The sequence below is a fragment of the Paenibacillus sp. NPDC101420 genome (assembly GCF_050277435.1).
Taxonomy (GTDB): Bacteria; Bacillota; Bacilli; order Paenibacillales; family Paenibacillaceae; genus Paenibacillus_AQ.
Genome location: NZ_JBNNSE010000001.1, coordinates 306169 through 321928, shown reverse-complemented (window position 1 = coordinate 321928; position 15760 = coordinate 306169). Strand labels below are relative to the sequence as shown.

The 15760-nt window shown below is 41.6% G+C and carries 18 protein-coding genes; 14 read left to right on the top strand and 4 right to left on the bottom strand.

Annotated features, from left to right (window positions below; genetic code table 11):
• Positions 1-28: 28 nt before the first annotated feature.
• From ACQKMP_RS01425 to ACQKMP_RS01390, 8 genes are all read left to right on the top strand, one after another.
• Positions 29-772 carry an AzlC family ABC transporter permease gene (locus ACQKMP_RS01425; protein ID WP_149644341.1) on the top strand — a complete coding sequence of 248 codons (744 nt, stop codon included), beginning with the start codon at positions 29-31 and terminating at the stop codon, positions 770-772.
• Positions 769-1080, top strand: coding sequence for an AzlD domain-containing protein (locus tag ACQKMP_RS01420; RefSeq protein WP_042187788.1), 312 nt, complete (start codon positions 769-771; stop codon positions 1078-1080). Before ACQKMP_RS01425 ends, ACQKMP_RS01420 begins: the two co-directional genes overlap by 4 nt.
• A 33-nt stretch (positions 1081-1113) precedes the next feature.
• Positions 1114-2622 carry a PLP-dependent aminotransferase family protein gene (locus tag ACQKMP_RS01415; RefSeq protein ID WP_427468697.1) on the top strand — a complete coding sequence of 503 codons (1509 nt, stop codon included), beginning with the start codon at positions 1114-1116 and terminating at the stop codon, positions 2620-2622.
• A 106-nt stretch (positions 2623-2728) separates the two neighbouring features.
• Positions 2729-3703 (top strand): ROK family protein, encoded by a 975-nt coding sequence (locus tag ACQKMP_RS01410; protein WP_427468696.1) that lies wholly within the window; start codon positions 2729-2731, stop codon positions 3701-3703.
• Between the two features lie 87 nt (positions 3704-3790).
• The gene (locus tag ACQKMP_RS01405; protein ID WP_076286400.1) at positions 3791-4060 is read left to right on the top strand and encodes a PQ-loop domain-containing transporter; all 270 of its coding nucleotides are present in this window, start codon (positions 3791-3793) and stop codon (positions 4058-4060) included.
• A 110-nt stretch (positions 4061-4170) separates the two neighbouring features.
• Positions 4171-4407, top strand: a complete 237-nt coding sequence (locus tag ACQKMP_RS01400; RefSeq protein ID WP_379423465.1) for a GNAT family N-acetyltransferase — start codon at positions 4171-4173, stop codon at positions 4405-4407.
• 22 nt (positions 4408-4429) lie between these two features.
• Positions 4430-5305, top strand: a complete 876-nt coding sequence (locus ACQKMP_RS01395) for a serine/threonine protein kinase (protein ID WP_427468695.1) — start codon at positions 4430-4432, stop codon at positions 5303-5305.
• A gap of 103 nt (positions 5306-5408) precedes the next feature.
• On the top strand, positions 5409-5942 hold the full coding sequence (locus ACQKMP_RS01390) for a hypothetical protein (RefSeq protein WP_042187799.1): 534 nt from the start codon (positions 5409-5411) through the stop codon (positions 5940-5942).
• Between the two features lie 3 nt (positions 5943-5945).
• On the opposite strand, the gene ACQKMP_RS01385 is transcribed toward ACQKMP_RS01390, so the two are convergent.
• Positions 5946-6380 carry a DUF4395 domain-containing protein gene (locus ACQKMP_RS01385; RefSeq protein ID WP_427469199.1) on the bottom strand — a complete coding sequence of 145 codons (435 nt, stop codon included), beginning with the start codon at positions 6378-6380 and terminating at the stop codon, positions 5946-5948.
• A gap of 162 nt (positions 6381-6542) precedes the next feature.
• Between ACQKMP_RS01385 and ACQKMP_RS01380 the strand changes: the two genes are divergently transcribed.
• On the top strand, positions 6543-7112 hold the full coding sequence (locus tag ACQKMP_RS01380) for a TetR/AcrR family transcriptional regulator (RefSeq protein ID WP_042187803.1): 570 nt from the start codon (positions 6543-6545) through the stop codon (positions 7110-7112).
• Positions 7113-7161: 49 nt separating this feature from the next.
• Entirely contained in the window at positions 7162-8616 is a 1455-nt protein-coding gene (locus tag ACQKMP_RS01375) for a DHA2 family efflux MFS transporter permease subunit (RefSeq protein ID WP_042193817.1), read from the top strand.
• Between the two features lie 159 nt (positions 8617-8775).
• On the opposite strand, the gene ACQKMP_RS01370 is transcribed toward ACQKMP_RS01375, so the two are convergent.
• A complete protein-coding gene (locus ACQKMP_RS01370; protein WP_427468694.1) occupies positions 8776-9594 on the bottom strand; it encodes an SDR family oxidoreductase in 819 nt (272 codons plus the stop codon).
• Between the two features lie 58 nt (positions 9595-9652).
• On the bottom strand, positions 9653-10186 hold the full coding sequence (locus ACQKMP_RS01365) for a PadR family transcriptional regulator (RefSeq protein ID WP_427468693.1): 534 nt from the start codon (positions 10184-10186) through the stop codon (positions 9653-9655).
• Between the two features lie 234 nt (positions 10187-10420).
• Here ACQKMP_RS01365 and ACQKMP_RS01360 point away from each other — a divergent pair, with 234 nt between their 5' ends.
• The 4 genes from ACQKMP_RS01360 (at position 10421) to ACQKMP_RS01345 (ending at position 14756) form a co-directional block, all read left to right on the top strand.
• Positions 10421-11326, top strand: coding sequence for a hypothetical protein (locus ACQKMP_RS01360; RefSeq protein ID WP_379421730.1), 906 nt, complete (start codon positions 10421-10423; stop codon positions 11324-11326).
• A 45-nt stretch (positions 11327-11371) separates the two neighbouring features.
• On the top strand, positions 11372-12136 hold the full coding sequence (locus ACQKMP_RS01355; RefSeq protein ID WP_427468692.1) for a M15 family metallopeptidase: 765 nt from the start codon (positions 11372-11374) through the stop codon (positions 12134-12136).
• 126 nt (positions 12137-12262) lie between these two features.
• Complete coding sequence (locus ACQKMP_RS01350) at positions 12263-13012, top strand: stalk domain-containing protein (RefSeq protein ID WP_042187807.1); 750 nt, start codon at positions 12263-12265, stop codon at positions 13010-13012.
• 244 nt (positions 13013-13256) lie between these two features.
• On the top strand, positions 13257-14756 hold the full coding sequence (locus tag ACQKMP_RS01345) for a DHA2 family efflux MFS transporter permease subunit (protein WP_042187809.1): 1500 nt from the start codon (positions 13257-13259) through the stop codon (positions 14754-14756).
• A gap of 84 nt (positions 14757-14840) precedes the next feature.
• Here ACQKMP_RS01345 and ACQKMP_RS01340 read toward each other — a convergent pair whose 3' ends face one another.
• Positions 14841-15734, bottom strand: coding sequence for a DMT family transporter (locus ACQKMP_RS01340; protein ID WP_427468691.1), 894 nt, complete (start codon positions 15732-15734; stop codon positions 14841-14843).
• Positions 15735-15760 lie beyond the last annotated feature (26 nt).

Sequence of the window (15760 nt, the reverse complement as noted above, 5' to 3'; positions counted from 1 at the left end):
TAGTAACAACGATAAGGGAGAGAAACTTATGAATGATCAAAAAGTAATGTTTAGAACAGGGCTAAAAGATTCTATCGCAATTGTTGCAGGATTTATCCCAGCTTGCTTTACGTTTGGATTGGTCGGTAAGGGGTTAGGTCTAGGAAGTCTGGAAGTATTCTTATTGTCAGCGCTCGTATTTGCGGGGGCTAGTCAATTTATCGGTGTAAAAATGCTTGCCGCAGGAGCAGCCGCTCCAGTGATTTTACTGCTTACTCTGATCATTAACTTAAGATATTTGTTTATCAGCTTATCCTTTGGAGGGCAGTTAAATCGTAACATCAGTGTACTAGCGAGAACTTGGATTGGCTTCAGTTTAACAGAAGAGGTATATGCCGTTAGTATGATTCCTCGAGAAGGAGTAAACCGTAAAACGGAGAATGAAAAAATGAATCAGCCCTTAGGACTTCCTTATCTGCTAGGCCTACAAATCCCTCCCTATGTCGCTAACCTGATAGCAACAGCTTCGGGGATCACCCTTGCCTCCTATATCCCAGCTTTATATTTACCGGCGCTAAACACGTCATTATATGCCTTACTAATTGCACTTGTTGTACCTCAATTGAAAGGCAGCTTAAGGAATATGGCTATATGTATATCAGCTGCAGGATCATCTTGGCTACTGAACCCTTTGCTGGGAAACTCTTCGATTCTTATAGCTATGTTGATCGGCATGGCAGTGGGTTCCTTAATTAAAGGGCAAGTCAAAGCGGAGAAGGGGGTATCCGTATGACTATATTAATCATCATAGGTATGGCTGTTATTACATTTTTATTTCGTTTTGTGCCTTTACTACTTACGAACCATACGAATGGTTCTTCCAAAGTCCAAGCGCTACTGGAGTATTTGCCCATAGCGGTTCTTAGTGCGTTAACGGTACCTGGAATTATTCAGGTAGACCCAGATGTTAATCTTGTGGGTATCGCATCAGGGACTGTCGCTGTTATACTGGTATTAATTAGAAAAATTCCGCTGCTCTTTGTGATTCTAGGCTCTGTTTCCGCAGCAATACTCGTAAAAATGCTAACCCTATATTTTTAAATCAAAAGTCGGAACAGAAGGGGAGGACCTCTTATGAAGCATGATTTGCTGATCACACTCGATAAAGAACGACAGATACCATTTAGCCGTCAAATTTACGAGCAAGTTCGAAATGCTATCCATTCAGGAGCTTTAAGCGGGGGGGATCCCCTGCCTCCGTCTAGAACTTTGGCCAATCAGCTTGGAGTATCCAGAAGCGTGGTCCTTCAATCCTATGAGCTACTACAGGCAGAAGGGTATCTGGAGATGAGAAAAGGGGCGGGAACGTTTATTGCGGAGTTGACGTTGGAGGAGAAAATTACAAAAGATTATGAGAGCCCTTACAATTTTATAACGAAGGGACCTGATATCCTTACGCTTAATCCTCCTGCTACTAGAGAAGTTGATCATTTGAACCCGGTATTTTGCGATTTTCGACATGGTGTACCTGCTTGGGACGCGTTTCCTATGGATCAATGGCAAAAAGCTCTAATGAATGCTTGCCGCCGCGCTTCACCGGATACTTTAGGCTATGGCCCTGCGGAGGGTTCACTGGGACTACGCCGAGAAATTGCTCGTTTATTACGTTCCACGCGGTCTATGCCCGTTGTTCCAGAACAAATCGTGATTACTTCTGGAGCTACGCAAGCTCTTGATATTTTATCGAGGATTTTCTTATTTAAAGGTGATCAAGTCATTGTTGAAGATCCATCACATAGCGTTGTGCGTGAAATATTTTCTTTTGCTGGGGTAGAGGTCATACCTGTTAAAGTAGATCAAGATGGCATCTGTGTGGAAGAGATCCAGACAAACAGTGATAACGATAAAGAAGGTAATCTTAAAAAATCGCCAAAGCTAGTCTATGTTACGCCTTCTCACCAGTTCCCTTTTGGGACGACACTGTCCTTGAAACGAAGAGTTCAGCTGTTGGATTGGGCGAAAGCTAATCATACTTTTATTATTGAAGACGATTATGACAGTGAATATAGGTACGAGGGTCCGAAATTATCCGCGCTTGCTGGTCTAGATGTTGAGGGTCGAGTCATTTATGTAGGCAGCTTTAGTAAAGTATTATTTCCTTCTCTGCGGATAGGTTATGTTGTATTGCCTCCGGCTTTGCTTCAACCTTTTTTGGCCGTTAAATGGATTACAGATCGCATGTCTTCTGCTTTGGATCAGGAAGCGTTAGCTGAATTTATACAGAATGGTCACTATGCAAGGCATATTACACAGATGGGTAAGCTGTATGCCTCACGTAGAGCCTGTCTCGTAAATAGCTTGAATACTGAATTTGGGAGTCGTGTGCGATATTATGGCGAGGAAGCGGGGCTGCACTTACTGATTGAGCTGGAGTCGGATGCCGAAGAGAATCGTATAGCTGAAGTGGCGCTCCATTACGGAGTTCGTGTATATCCTGCATCTTCTTATTTTCTGGAGAGTAAACCTAAGGGACCTGTGTTTCTACTAGGCTATTCTAATCTTACTGAGAATCAGATTAAGATGGGTGTGAACAGATTGATGTTAGCCGAAGTAGAAGCGACAGTTAGTAGTAGTCATTTGTAATAGAAATGTTGGAACTTTATCATATAACTTGTATGTTCCCTCTATAGTTTCAGCCTTCAGACATTCATAATGAAAGGTGAAGTTATTTCTAATTCTGGAGGTTCTTATGAAACGCTACATTATAGGAATTGATCTCGGTGGAACGAATATCAAAGCAGGAATTTACGATTTCGATTTTATAGCTGTAAAAGAAATATCTACACCTACAGAGGCAGCCAAAGGCCCGTTACATGTGCTGGAACGGATTAGAGAAGCTGTACGTTTGATTACGGTTGAAGCGGATATTTCGTTAGATTTAGTAGAAGGTATGGGAATCGGAGTGCCCGGATTACTTGATCCGGTAGCGGGCATTTCTTTTTTCTCGCCTAATTTTCCGGGGTGGGAGCAAGTACATGTTGTTGACGAGATGAAGAAGTTTTATGATTTCCCTATTTTCATTGATAACGATGTAAGGGTTAATCTGTATGGAGAATGGCAGCAAGGTGCAGGCAGAGGTTATAACAATCTAGTTCTGATTACTTTGGGAACGGGTTTAGGATCGGGTATTGTGAACAACGGGAAAGTAATCTACGGCACGTCTTATAGCGCTGGTGAAATTGGGCACATGAATATGTACAGGAACGGACGACCTTGTAAATGTGGGAGCTCGGGCTGCTTGGGACGATATGTCTCCGCGCTTGGCATGGTGAACACTTTTAAAGAGAAGCTGAAGGAAGGCCGAACCAGTATGATTCAGACCTGGACTAATGATCAAGAAGAGCAAATTACCGCGCTAATGATATCTGAAGCCTACGAACTCGGAGATGCTCTCTCTATGGAGGTCATGCAAGAGACGGGGACTATACTTGGCTTTGGATTAGCGAATGTAGTGAATATGCTCAACCCTGATCTTATTATTGTAGGTGGGGGGATGGCAGCAGCGGGCGATAAGTTGCTCCAACCTGTAAGAAAAACTGTAAGTCAGCATGCGTTGAAGCTATCTGGCAGTAAGTGTAAAATTGTTCAAGCTTCGCTAGGGAGTCGGGCAGGAACTATTGGTGCTGCCTCTTATGCATATAGTAAACTTAAAGAAGCAGAGTAGCTAAAAATAATTGTTAATTTAGTATGAACTGGAACCAGATGGAGCCGCCCGGAATACAACAGTAATAAAATCCGTGGAGGTGCTCATATGTTTGCAATCATGCAATTAATAGGTGGGGTGATCCTGTCTTTGGGATGGATTCCTCAAATTATTCAAATCCTTAAATCAAAATCCGTAGCCGATTTAAATTTGAAGTCGTATTTACTTATGCTGCTCGGGATTAGTCTAATGGAAGCATACGCGATAAGTTTGGCGGTTACGGGAGTAGGTTTAGCTTTTTTGATTACGAATACGATGTCCTTATGTGTTGTGTTGCTGGTTATTATTCTAGTGCTTAAATATCGAGCAAGATCATGATTGAAGTTAAGAAGGTAGGAAACGGAATGACGTACAGTTATCGAAAAGCCGCATCTACGGATTATGCCGCAATATGACAAGAACAAGATTTGTACTGGCTATGAAATGTTATTGTTTCACCCGATTATAGAGGTAAGGGAGCCGAGGAGTATTTGATTCGTACCATGCTTGCTGCTGCTAAAGAGGACTTACAGCTTCAAGAGTTACATCTAGTTTGTCATAATGTGAATACTAAAGGGATGTTATTATACTCCAGATTAGGGTTTAAGCCGTATGAAATTGTTAAAAGAACAGGTCCTCATGAAACAATCATCGCCGGAATCTTTATGAGAATAGAGCTAACTTAGGTTAGTAAATGCGGAGGTACATTTGAGCGAAAAATATTTTACATACGAAATCGATGCAGTAACTTTTCAATTGCAAGAGCCTTGTGATTTTGCTTGGTTATCTAAACTTGGCAGGGTGTTCAAAGTGTTCGATCAGCAGGATTCGGGCAATCTTTCTTTTGGTGTGGAGAAGGAAGGTCAGAGGTATTTTGTGAAATTTGCTGGTGCAAAGCCTTTGACTTACGATGGAAACCCCTCGGATGCTGTTGATAATTTGATTAAAGCTATTCCGGTATATAAAGAGCTTGAATCTGAAGTGCTGATCTATCTGGTGTCACATTTTGAAGTTGGAGTGGGATATGCAGCAGTGTTTGAATGGTTTGAAGGTGAATGTTTGCATTCGCATTGGCTGTTTGCGGGAGAAGCTAAGTTGAACCATCCGGAATCGCCTTTTTACCGCTATAAGCAACTATCTATTGAAAAACGTTTAGCGTCCTTAGACGTAATCTTTGCGTTTCATGAACATGTTGAGTTGCAGGGTTATGTCGCTGTCGATTTTTATGATGGAAGTATTCTTTATAATTTCGTGAACGATGAAACAAGGATTTGTGATATTGATTTTTATAGAGCTAAGCCAACTGTAAATGATCTGGGAGAGAACTTCTGGGGCTCATCCAGATTCAAGTCACCGGAAGAGTTTATCTTGGGTGCACCGATTGATGAAGTTACCAATGTATTCAATATGGGCGCAACTTCATTTGTTCTTTTAGGAGGAGCCTCCGACCGGTCGTTTGCAAAATGGGAAGCGAGCGAAGCTCACTACGAGGTTGCTTTACGGGCGGTTAGCCTGGAGCGTGAGCAGCGGTATCAGAGTGTGGCGGAATTTAAATTAGCTTGGGATAGAGCAGGAATTGTTTGAGGTAGGTGGGAAATGAGAACTGCTTAAGCTGTAAGATAAGAATGATAGCCCTGCTATTGTCACATGATATGATTTATAAATAGAACAAGCAGGAGGGATTTCAATGAAAAGAGACATTCAGCATGTTCCCTACGGCTATGAGCCACCGGTTGAACAACGTAAAGGGACGTTAGTGTTTTACGATTCTTTTGAACATATAACAGATCAGGAACTTGTAATCGCGGCAAAAACGGCCACCGATCGGCGTTTCACTAAGCTAGTGCTATATCCGCTTCATGAAGAAACGGTGAGACGGATGACCAAAGAGCCGGTGAGCGCTTATTATAAGCGTGAGGACCGGCTGCATGAATGGAAGAGGGAGCAAGGACTTAGCTTCATCACGGTAGAGAGTTTGGAGGGAAAGCGAAAGAAATATACTCCGCTTGATTCTGCGCTTAGACATCTTGCAGAAATCTATCCTTCGCCGATTTTTTTGTATTTAACACCTGAGGTGGCGAATCAGTTTGCTTCTTACTCCTCTTTTGAAGAGTGGATTGTAAAGATCCGCTTATTGCTGCCATCTGCACCTTCATCACTTCATCCAAGGCTACTAAAATTTCGCCATCGCTGGGATGTTGTTGGAGAAGAGAAAGATTAAGATTTAATGTGTGCTGCTCTGTTTACGTCTGTAATTGTACATTCTCCACTGATAATGGATAAAACATCCGATGCAAAATCCAAGTATCGCAACAGTGGCTGCCACTGCAACTAGCGCTGTGAAAATATAGGAAGCAATCGTCCACCCCGCGATGAAGCTGATCAGACCACCTGTGAGGCAGAAGACAGCAATCGTTTGGTTAAATTGTTGCTGTGACCAGTCTTCGAGTACATAGTGCGAACGTTCTTTTGTCAGAAACTTAGCAGCCAGTTTAATAATGGGATTATAGCCGAACAAGAGTCCGAGCAATCCGGCAAACAAGGGCAGCGCAAGAATCCAGTGCTGTCCTGTTAGCCATGTCAATATTACAGAAATGACGATAAACGCCTGATTAGTCTTTACTAATGGTCGTGGAATTCCTTTGGGCACGTCTTGCATTTTATTCACACCTTTCTCATTGGAATAATTATAGTATACGCTGAGGTTGAGGGAATGGGAAGTAGATTACTTTGAATTTAAGTAATTTATATGTTGACATATCTCTTAAAAATATGGTTTTATTATGTAGACCAATTGTTATAATGCAAAGGAAGTGTCAGCTTGTCGAACAAGCCGAATACGCGTGAGGCGATTCTGGACACCGCTTCGAAATTATTTTTTTCTCAGGGATATCATGCAACAGGACTAAATCAGATTATTAAAGACAGCGATTCACCGAAGGGATCTCTTTATTATTACTTCCCTCACGGTAAAGAAGAGCTGGCTTTAACATGCATTAACCGGACTAGTCTAACAGTCGCTCAGAAGCTGAACTGTCATATGGAGAGCAGCAATAGTGCAGCTGAAGCAATGGAGGATTTTATTCTAGGCATGGCTATGGATGCAGTGGAATCTTCATTTGAGGGGATTGTTCCATTTAGTTTTTGGTTAGCGGCGGAGACCTCTTGTATTAGTGAGGAGCTGCGGACTGCATGTAAATCTGTGTTTATGGACTTGCAGGATGTGATCAAGAAACGCCTTCTGGAAGAAGGTGTGGAGAGCAACACTGCAGCCGATAAGGCTTCAGTAATAGTCTCATTATTTGAAGGAGCGCTTCTTCAGACGCTGACTTTACGGGATGAACAGCCGCTTCTCGCGGCGGCGAAGATTATCCCAGCGATACTTGGTTAGAGATAGACAATAGATAAGAACATCAGGGGGATTAAGAGTGGAAGCAACTATGCAAGGAAAGCAACAAAAGGAAGTAAAGAAGTTTAAAACCATTCCGATTCTAGTCTCTTTACTACTTGCAGGATTTATCGGAATGTTCAGTGAAACCGCACTGAATGTAGCTTTAAGTGATCTTATGAATGTCCTTCAAATTACTCCAGCAACAGCACAATGGTTGACGACGGCGTATCTGCTTACACTGGGAATTCTAGTACCGATTTCGGGTATGCTGCTTCAGTGGTTCTCGACTAGACAGTTGTTTGTTGCTGCTTTATGTTTTTCAATACTTGGAACGTTTTTAGCTGCAGTATCACCTAGTTTTGAGTTCCTATTAACAGCGCGTGTGGTACAAGCAATGGGTACAGCGCTTCTTTTACCACTTATGTTCAATACGATCCTTATTATCATTGCTCCTGAAAAACGTGGTGCCGCGATGGGGATGATAGGATTGGTTATCATGGTAGCACCAGCGATCGGTCCTACTATTGCCGGTCTTCTAATTGAAAGCCTTAGCTGGCACTGGATCTTCTGGCTGTCACTGCCATTCCTGGTGATCGCATTGATATTCGGGATCCTCTTCATGCAGAATGTAACGAAGGTTACGAAGCCGAAGATCGACATCCTCTCCATAGTGTTATCATCAATCGGGTTTGGTGGAATCGTGTTTGGTTTCAGTAGCGCCGGTGAAGAAGCTGGTTGGGGAAGTCCAAAAGTAATCATTGCTATCGTAGTAGGTGTGGTATCACTCTTATTGTTTGGTTTGCGCCAAATGAAGATGAAGCAGCCTATGATTAATCTGCGAGCTTTTAAATATCCAATGTTCTCTATTGGTGTGGCTATGGTATTTATTTGTATGATGGTTATCCTGTCATCCATGTTGATTCTTCCAATGTATCTTCAACAGGGTCAAGGGTATACAGCGTTCAAGGCAGGCTTGCTGCTACTTCCAGGGGGGATTATTAACGGATTGATGTCCCCAATCATGGGGCGTCTGTTCGACAAATACGGTCCCAAATGGCTCGTTATTCCGGGTCTAATTATTGCAGCTACAGCTTTATGGTTCTTCTCCAGTATTACTGTAGCTTCTACGGTCGTATTCGTAATCGTACTTCACAGTACGCTTATGATTGGTGTGTCGATGGTATTTATGCCTGCACAAACCAACGGAATTAACCAGCTGCCGTTAGAATTATATCCAGATGGTACAGCGATCATGAATACATTGCAGCAAGTTGCTGGTGCGATCGGTACTGCATTAGCTGTCAGCATTATGTCCGCAGGTTCTAAGAGTTATTTGAAGACTGTGGCCGATCCTGCCGATCCAGCTAATATGTTGCCTGCATTCACGCAAGGTGTACAAAATGCATTTATTTTTGGAATGAGTATGGCGATTGTAGGTCTAATCCTTGCGTTCTTCGTGAAAAGAGTAGTTGTTAATCATAAAATGAATACACCAATGCATTAATCATTAAATTTGTAAAATCCCCTTACAGTAGATAGTGGAGAAGGTTCATGTACGTATGAACATACCACTGTTAATCGGAGGGGATTTTTTTAATCATAACAAGAAAGAGGGACCTCTCCCCGGTAGAATACCGAGAAGCGTCCGCCACCTAACTTCTTTTTAAGAAAAATGCTGGGCTATATTAGTCAGATACTCTGCTTCATCTGTATTTTCTTTCATATGAATGAGCATTTTTGCATCTTCTCCAACAATGTACCGGAACTGACTTGTCCCATCAGTGGCGGCTTGATATATTGTTTCCGCAACAATTTCTGGAGGCGAAGCATAGGTAGGTTGTTTTTCCATCTCACCCAATTTACCCAAAAATGCAGTTGTAAAGGGTTTATAGTCCGTTAATTCTTCATTAAAAAAGAATTCCATCGATCTTCCACCAAAGTCCGTCTGAATGGCACCAGGTTCAATTAACTTTACTTTGATGTTTTGTGATGCTAATTCATAAGATACGGATTCAGAAAAACCTTCTACCGCAAATTTCGTTGAATGATACAGAGACATCGTAGGAAAGGTTACTTTCCCTCCCATAGAAGAGATATTGACCAGTAAACCATCTTGATTAGACCTAAAATGTGGCAATATGGCTTTAGTCATACTGATAAGACCAAACACGTTCACTTCAAACTGTCTTCTGATCTGCTCATCTGTAGCTACTTCAATAAGACCCATTGTTCCATAACCAGCATTATTGAGAAGCACGTCAATTTTACCGAACCGCTTAATCGCTTCCGCTAACGCAGGTTGAATTGTGTCTGATTTCTCAACATCAAGCTGTAAAACCAATACATTATCAAGTGTAATAAGTTCACTTTCTTGTTCAGGGGAACGCATCGTGGCTACGACGTTCCATCCTCTTTCAGCAAAATGTTTTGCTGTAGTTCTCCCAATGCCAGACGAAGCACCCGTTATAAAAATTGTTTTCATTAACAATTCCTCCTAAAAGTTTTCTGAGCGTTACATCTTCACTTGGTACGTACAAAACTTACTTCGTAAGCACTAACTGCTCCATGTTTGACAACCCTTCGGCAATGATTTTGAGCTTTGCTTTATATTCTTCAATGCCAATTTGGATACAGATGATCTGTGCTGGATGCATTTCATCTTTATAAAGTGAATACTGCTCAAGTAACTGATCCAACTTATGTTGTGATTCCTCCTGTACCTGCTTCAACCAAAGAATAACCTTGTCATACCCAACAAATTCACCAAAGTATAGCCTCATCATAAAATCAGATTTCTTAATACTGTCAGCCTCTAGTGGGGCTAGTAAATAGGCGTTAAAACTATCTCTTCCTTTATCCGTGATGTTTAAAAGATTCTTATTAGGCTTACCTGCCTGCTGCACATTTTCCTTAGTTATCAAACCCTCCTTTTCCATGCGAGCAAGTGTGGGATAAATCGTTCCATAACTAGAACTATAGAAATTAGAGAATACATCCTCCAATAACTGTTTTATTTCGTAACCAGTCTTCGATTCTTTCATAAGCATGCCTAAAATAACATCCTGACTGTTCAAAATAGAACCTCCTTGTTGTTTAGAAATATTTGTATATCACGCTTATAATATATCGGTTAGATATATATTGTGTCAATATATATTATTTTGATACAGGTACTTTATCGAAATCATAAATCACTTGATCCTTGAGGATTGTTTGGAATGGGTACTATGAACCAATTAGTTTCAGGTTATTCCCGTATGTCTAAATATTAAGTACAATTACATATATGGCAAAAGGGAGGTCATCTATTGAACTGGAAAAAATCCGGCTTGTTAAGTATTGCTATAGCCCTTGGTTCAGTGACAGGATTCAGTACTTTGGGTATAGAGCCAGTATCTGCAGCAACGGCAACGGAATCTGCAGGCGTTTATAATCAATTCCAGCAGTATGTACAGAAGCCGACATCTCTTGCTAACGCACGTAATTATTTAATTAACCATATCAAAGAAGTGGATACCTGGACAGCGACTCAGATGACACTTCAGCTCGAGAATGCACAGAAGGCACATTTATCTGTATACTCAGAAAAGGTTTTTCCGGACAAGATGCAGAAAGAGATAAACAGTGCTTTTTCCAAAAGCAAAAATCTAACCTATACCTCACTCCTTAATACGATCAAAGATGCCAACGTACGCAATGTGTTAATTGAAGGCCGGGATAAGGGATATAAGCTGGAGACCAGTGAGGGCATGTACTATCCGGTGATGCATTATGAGGGATTTAAGATCTTTAAGCCGTATATTACGAAGGACATCGCAGCTTATATTGACATCATGGCTACCGAATCTAATCAACCGAGTGTATCTGATGCAGCGATTGTAATCAGTTGGACCGAGTTAACGAATAGAGCGCTTGCAATAGAGGATTTTGTGACGAAATATCCTGCTTCTAACCGTTCAACCGCTCTTCAGAAAGAACTTCTCATTGCAACGTCTCGCTTATTATATGGAACAAGTAATACACCTGCATATGACTATGATGAGCAAGTTATCAAACCAGAAGTAAAAAAGGCGTATGAGAATGCACTAAAAAATAGCAAAGTTGATACTAGAATTCTTTCGATTTTAGAAAAGCTACTACAATTACTTAATTCTACGAATAATAAATTCACTCCTGTAATAGAAAAATTTCTAGTTGAAACCGTAAACTCGTAATTATTAGAGTATGTAAAGACAACATCTGAGAAGAGGCTGGATTAATTGAGATTAGGATCAAAAGGAATAAGAATCGCAGTTTTTGCAGTTGTGCTGTTGTTGTGGACAAACAGTATGTTTATGGGTAGCGCAGAAGCTGCTTATGTCGGCTCTTCAACAGACTCAGTGCTGCAGCAAATGCATATGGAGAAGAAGAACCATTTACCGCAAGGTTTTGTCTATCTGGATGAAGTGATTCTAACGGCACAATATGAGATTCGATATTATGGAGATAATAATTTTGTGGGGAAGCGGATTGATGGCTACAAGGCGCCTTTAGCGATATTCTCGCGGACAGCGGCTACAGCTTTAAAGGCTGTAAGTGAGGATTTAGCGGACAAAGGGTATATTCTTAAAATTTATGATGCTTATCGTCCGCAGACGGCGGTGAATCATTTTGTAAGATGGTCACAGAATGCCGTAGATACTAAAATGAAACAGCAATATTATCCGCGACTGGATAAACGTAATCTATTTAAACTTGGTTTTATAGCTAAAAAATCAGGCCATTCCAGAGGTAGCACCGTCGATTTAACGATTGTAAATAAAGAAACGGGAGCTGAAGTAGATATGGGCAGCCCTTTTGATTTTTTCGGAGACATCTCCTATTACGATACGCCCTTAATCAACAAGACTCAGAAAGCAAATCGGGCGATACTCAAAGAGGCGATGGTAAAACAGGGATTTAAACCTTACAGCAAAGAATGGTGGCATTTTACGCTGATCAAGGAACCTTATCCTAAACAATATTTTGACTTCAAGGTGGAATAACCTAGAACTTGAATGTCCATGTAAGAAGCGATTCACTTTTTTTGTTGAGCTTTACTACCATTAGGATTAGCAGATGCTGGAAACGCACATAATACTAATAGTCAAAAAAAGGGAGGTTTCGAACGGATGAACAAAATCGCGGTTGTTGTAGTGTTAAGTGTACTGTTATTGGTAAATGGATTTGGAGGAACTACCTCTTCTACGGCTTGGGCAGATGCTAGTGAAGTCAAGGTGGTTTTGAATGGTCAGGTTCTGAAATCAGATCAATATTCAGCGTATCCAAACGGTTCTACGGTCATGCTACCCCTTAGAGAGGCATCAAGCGTCTTGAAATATCAAACCACTTATCAAAAAAGTACGGACACCATTACATTAAGCGGAGTCAAACAAAAGATTGAATATAAAGTAGGAAACGACTATATTACCATTAATGATAAAGAGAAAAGAGACTTTAAGGATAATGTTGTGTTTAGGAAGGAACACTTATATGTTCCGCTCTCTTTTTTCACTAGTGCTGGACTGGTAACCTCTTATAATGCTGAAGCTAATCTAGTGGAAGTTTATGCGCCCGAGGTTACAGCAAGTGTGATAGCGGGACTGCTGAGCACTGGACAATTTCAAGAGTTAGAGAATCGGTTCTTTAGTGATGAAATGAAGCGTTCGCTTTCCACTACGGGTTTACAGAAATATTGGGCTGATTTTACTGCACGAGCTGGTACTTACCATGGGATAAAGTCTACTGAAAGTATTCAAAAAGAAGATCAAATGTCAATACAATGTGTACTTGGCTTTGCTGTAACGGATGCGTCCCTTGAGTTTGTTCTCAATAAGTCTGGTAAGATTGTTGAATTAAAAGGAAACCTTCCTTCTATTTAATCTTGAGAATAATAAAGATTTAGGTTTAGAACAACAGGCTATGTGTGCGTCCCTTAAGAAGAGATTTCTTCTTGGAGCCATGCATAGCCTATTTTGTGTTTCAATAAACATACTGAGATTACAATGTATTTTTATTGTAAAAAAGGGTTTTATTTGTTGACTTTCACATTCATCGAAGGTAAATTAAAATTTGAAATAATTGTTAAAGCATTTAACTAAATTAGAGAAAAGAGTGGAGTACTGGATGACAAAATCAATTACTCAGAGTAGCCCGACAGAAGAACGGCCCTTCTCGCTAAGAGCGATCCTTCCCCCGCTTCTTGCTATTATCGTCGGAATGATTATGGTTATTCTGGATGGAACCGTCGTGAATGTGGCTATACCCAAACTGGTGGACTATTTTTCTTCAGATTTAAAAACGATTCAGTGGGCGATTACAGGTTACACGTTAGCTTTAGCTGCTGTAATACCGCTCGCAGGCTGGATGACAGATCGCTTCGGTTCTAAACAAGTGTTTCTGGTGACGCTCACGTTGTTCATTCTCGGCTCCATGTTATGTTCTGTGGCTCAAACTTCTTCGCAGCTTGTTATTTTTCGTGTGATCCAAGGACTTGGTGGGGGGATGGTAGCTCCTATTGGGATGGCTATGGTGTTTAAGTTAGCTCCAGCAGAACGAAGAGGATCGATTATGGGCATGCTTGGGATTCCCATGCTGCTTGCACCTGCACTTGGCCCGATATTGTCCGGATGGCTTGTTGAATATGTTAGCTGGCATTGGATCTTCCTGATTAACGTGCCGATTGGGATTGTTGGTATTATTCTTGGTGTTAAGTATTTGCCCAAGACAGAGAAGATCGGTAAAGGCAACCTCGACATACTTGGCATTATACTGGCACCGATTGCGTTTTCCATGCTAGCTTATGGAGTAAATGAAGGCGGGTCGAATAGTTGGTCATCGACTCCAGCAATCCTTGGATTATCTGTTGGGGGCGTTGCACTGATTCTATTTATAATCGTTGAGCTGCGGCATAAACAGCCTTTGCTGGATCTGCGCGTCTTTCGCTCCTCAGATTTCACCCGCGGCATTATTTTAACATGGGTCATGCAAGCCGCATTGTTTGGTTCCATGCTGTTCGTGCCGCTATACTTACAGCAGATTCGGGCTTATACACCACTAGAGACAGGGCTGATTCTGCTTCCGCAAGCTTTAGCTTGTGTAATCGGTATGCCGCTTGGTGGTAAATTGTTTGATAAGATAGGGGCACGACCGCTGGCTTTTGTGGGTCTGAGCATCATTACAGTTACCCTATTCCTACTGTCTGGGATTTCGATGACTACAAGTCTAAACACCATTATGATGTATCTTGCTTTATTAGGATTTGGGATGGGTATAGCGATGATGCCACTCAATACACATGTTCTAAATGCAGCGCCGCGTGAATTGGTGAGCCGGGTCACATCGCTTACAGCAGCGGCACAGCAGGTGGTTGTGGCCTTTGCCGTAGCAGGCTTGACGGGTTATCTGACAAGTCAAATTACTGTGCATATGGGAGCATTGAAAGCAGGAAGTAATCCTTTATCAGCAGCAGTTCTAGGTTTTGATGATGTATTTTTTCTATCTGGTTGTATAGCTGTAGTCGGTGTACTTATGAGTATTATCCTGCGCAAACCAAAGCTTTCCTCGAATGATTCCTCCTCCGAAGAGAGTCAGAAAGCAGATGCAGCAATGATGATGGGACATTAATTTATACGATAATCTTAGATAATAAAAAAAGGCGTCGTTCAGCTTGTATAGCTAACGACGCCTTTTTTGTATGAGAAAATCATCCTATAGATGTTCTGGTTTCTTCTGAGCCCACCTAGGGCTGAATGTAACTTTACCGAGTAGCTCCGAGGCTATAATCCCCAGTAGAACAAGGGCTGCACCAGCATATCCTTGCATCGATAGCTTTTCAGCGGCGAACCAATAGCCAAACAGCGCGGCGAATACCGGCTCAAGGGAGAAGATCAGTCCGGTGCGTGTAGGTGAAGTATATTTTTGAGCAATGGGTTGTAGGATGAAGCCACAGGCACTACAGAGAATCCCAAGTGCGAGGATCGCAATCCATGCTGGTAAGGTCGAAGGAAGCGAAGGTGTCTCGAATAGCGCAGATAACACTAGAGCAAACCCTCCGGCAAAACCCAACTGTAAGATTCCAATGTTCAGCGAATCACACTCTTTTACAGCCTTGCCTGTAAATAAGATCTGTACCGCATAGAACACCGCCGAAAGAATACAGAGGAAGTCACCTGGTCCAATTTTTAAGGTAGCATTTAATGTAAGAAGTCCAATGCCAGCTATAGCGAGTACGGAGCCAAAGACTTGCGGAGGTGCAACTCTTTTTTTGAAAAGTATACGATCTATTATCGGTACAAATATGACCGTCAAGGCTACTAAAAATCCAGCGTTGGAGGTTGTCGTAGTCTTCAGTCCGAACGTTATACATGTGAACACGCCGAGGAGTAAGAATCCGAGTAGAGCACCATATTTCAATGTTTTGATGTCAACTTTTCGTAAACGTTTGTGGAAGATCACTGTGGCTAATATAAAAGCAAGTCCGAAGCGGAGTGCAATCAGATTGAATTCGCCTAACGTACCTAACCCCATTTTCATAAATATGTAGGAAGAACCCCAAAATAATGTTACAACTAACAGCATCAGCTCAGCTTTGAGCGGTTTCATCGCGTCATCCATCCTTCTTCATTTTC

What these genes read in the sequence shown, in the direction of transcription:
- ACQKMP_RS01425 (WP_149644341.1), top strand. Translation starts at nt 29, where the DNA reads ATGAATGATCAAAAAGTAATGTTTAGAACAGGGCTAAAAGATTCTATC.
- ACQKMP_RS01420 (WP_042187788.1), top strand. Translation starts at nt 769, where the DNA reads ATGACTATATTAATCATCATAGGTATGGCTGTTATTACATTTTTATTT.
- ACQKMP_RS01415 (WP_427468697.1), top strand. Translation starts at nt 1,114, where the DNA reads ATGAAGCATGATTTGCTGATCACACTCGATAAAGAACGACAGATACCA.
- ACQKMP_RS01410 (WP_427468696.1), top strand. Translation starts at nt 2,729, where the DNA reads ATGAAACGCTACATTATAGGAATTGATCTCGGTGGAACGAATATCAAA.
- ACQKMP_RS01405 (WP_076286400.1), top strand. Translation starts at nt 3,791, where the DNA reads ATGTTTGCAATCATGCAATTAATAGGTGGGGTGATCCTGTCTTTGGGA.
- ACQKMP_RS01390 (WP_042187799.1), top strand. Translation starts at nt 5,409, where the DNA reads ATGAAAAGAGACATTCAGCATGTTCCCTACGGCTATGAGCCACCGGTT.
- ACQKMP_RS01385 (WP_427469199.1), bottom strand. Translation starts at nt 6,380, where the DNA reads ATGCAAGACGTGCCCAAAGGAATTCCACGACCATTAGTAAAGACTAAT.
- ACQKMP_RS01375 (WP_042193817.1), top strand. Translation starts at nt 7,162, where the DNA reads ATGCAAGGAAAGCAACAAAAGGAAGTAAAGAAGTTTAAAACCATTCCG.
- ACQKMP_RS01370 (WP_427468694.1), bottom strand. Translation starts at nt 9,594, where the DNA reads ATGAAAACAATTTTTATAACGGGTGCTTCGTCTGGCATTGGGAGAACT.
- ACQKMP_RS01350 (WP_042187807.1), top strand. Translation starts at nt 12,263, where the DNA reads ATGAACAAAATCGCGGTTGTTGTAGTGTTAAGTGTACTGTTATTGGTA.
- ACQKMP_RS01345 (WP_042187809.1), top strand. Translation starts at nt 13,257, where the DNA reads ATGACAAAATCAATTACTCAGAGTAGCCCGACAGAAGAACGGCCCTTC.
- ACQKMP_RS01340 (WP_427468691.1), bottom strand. Translation starts at nt 15,734, where the DNA reads ATGAAACCGCTCAAAGCTGAGCTGATGCTGTTAGTTGTAACATTATTT.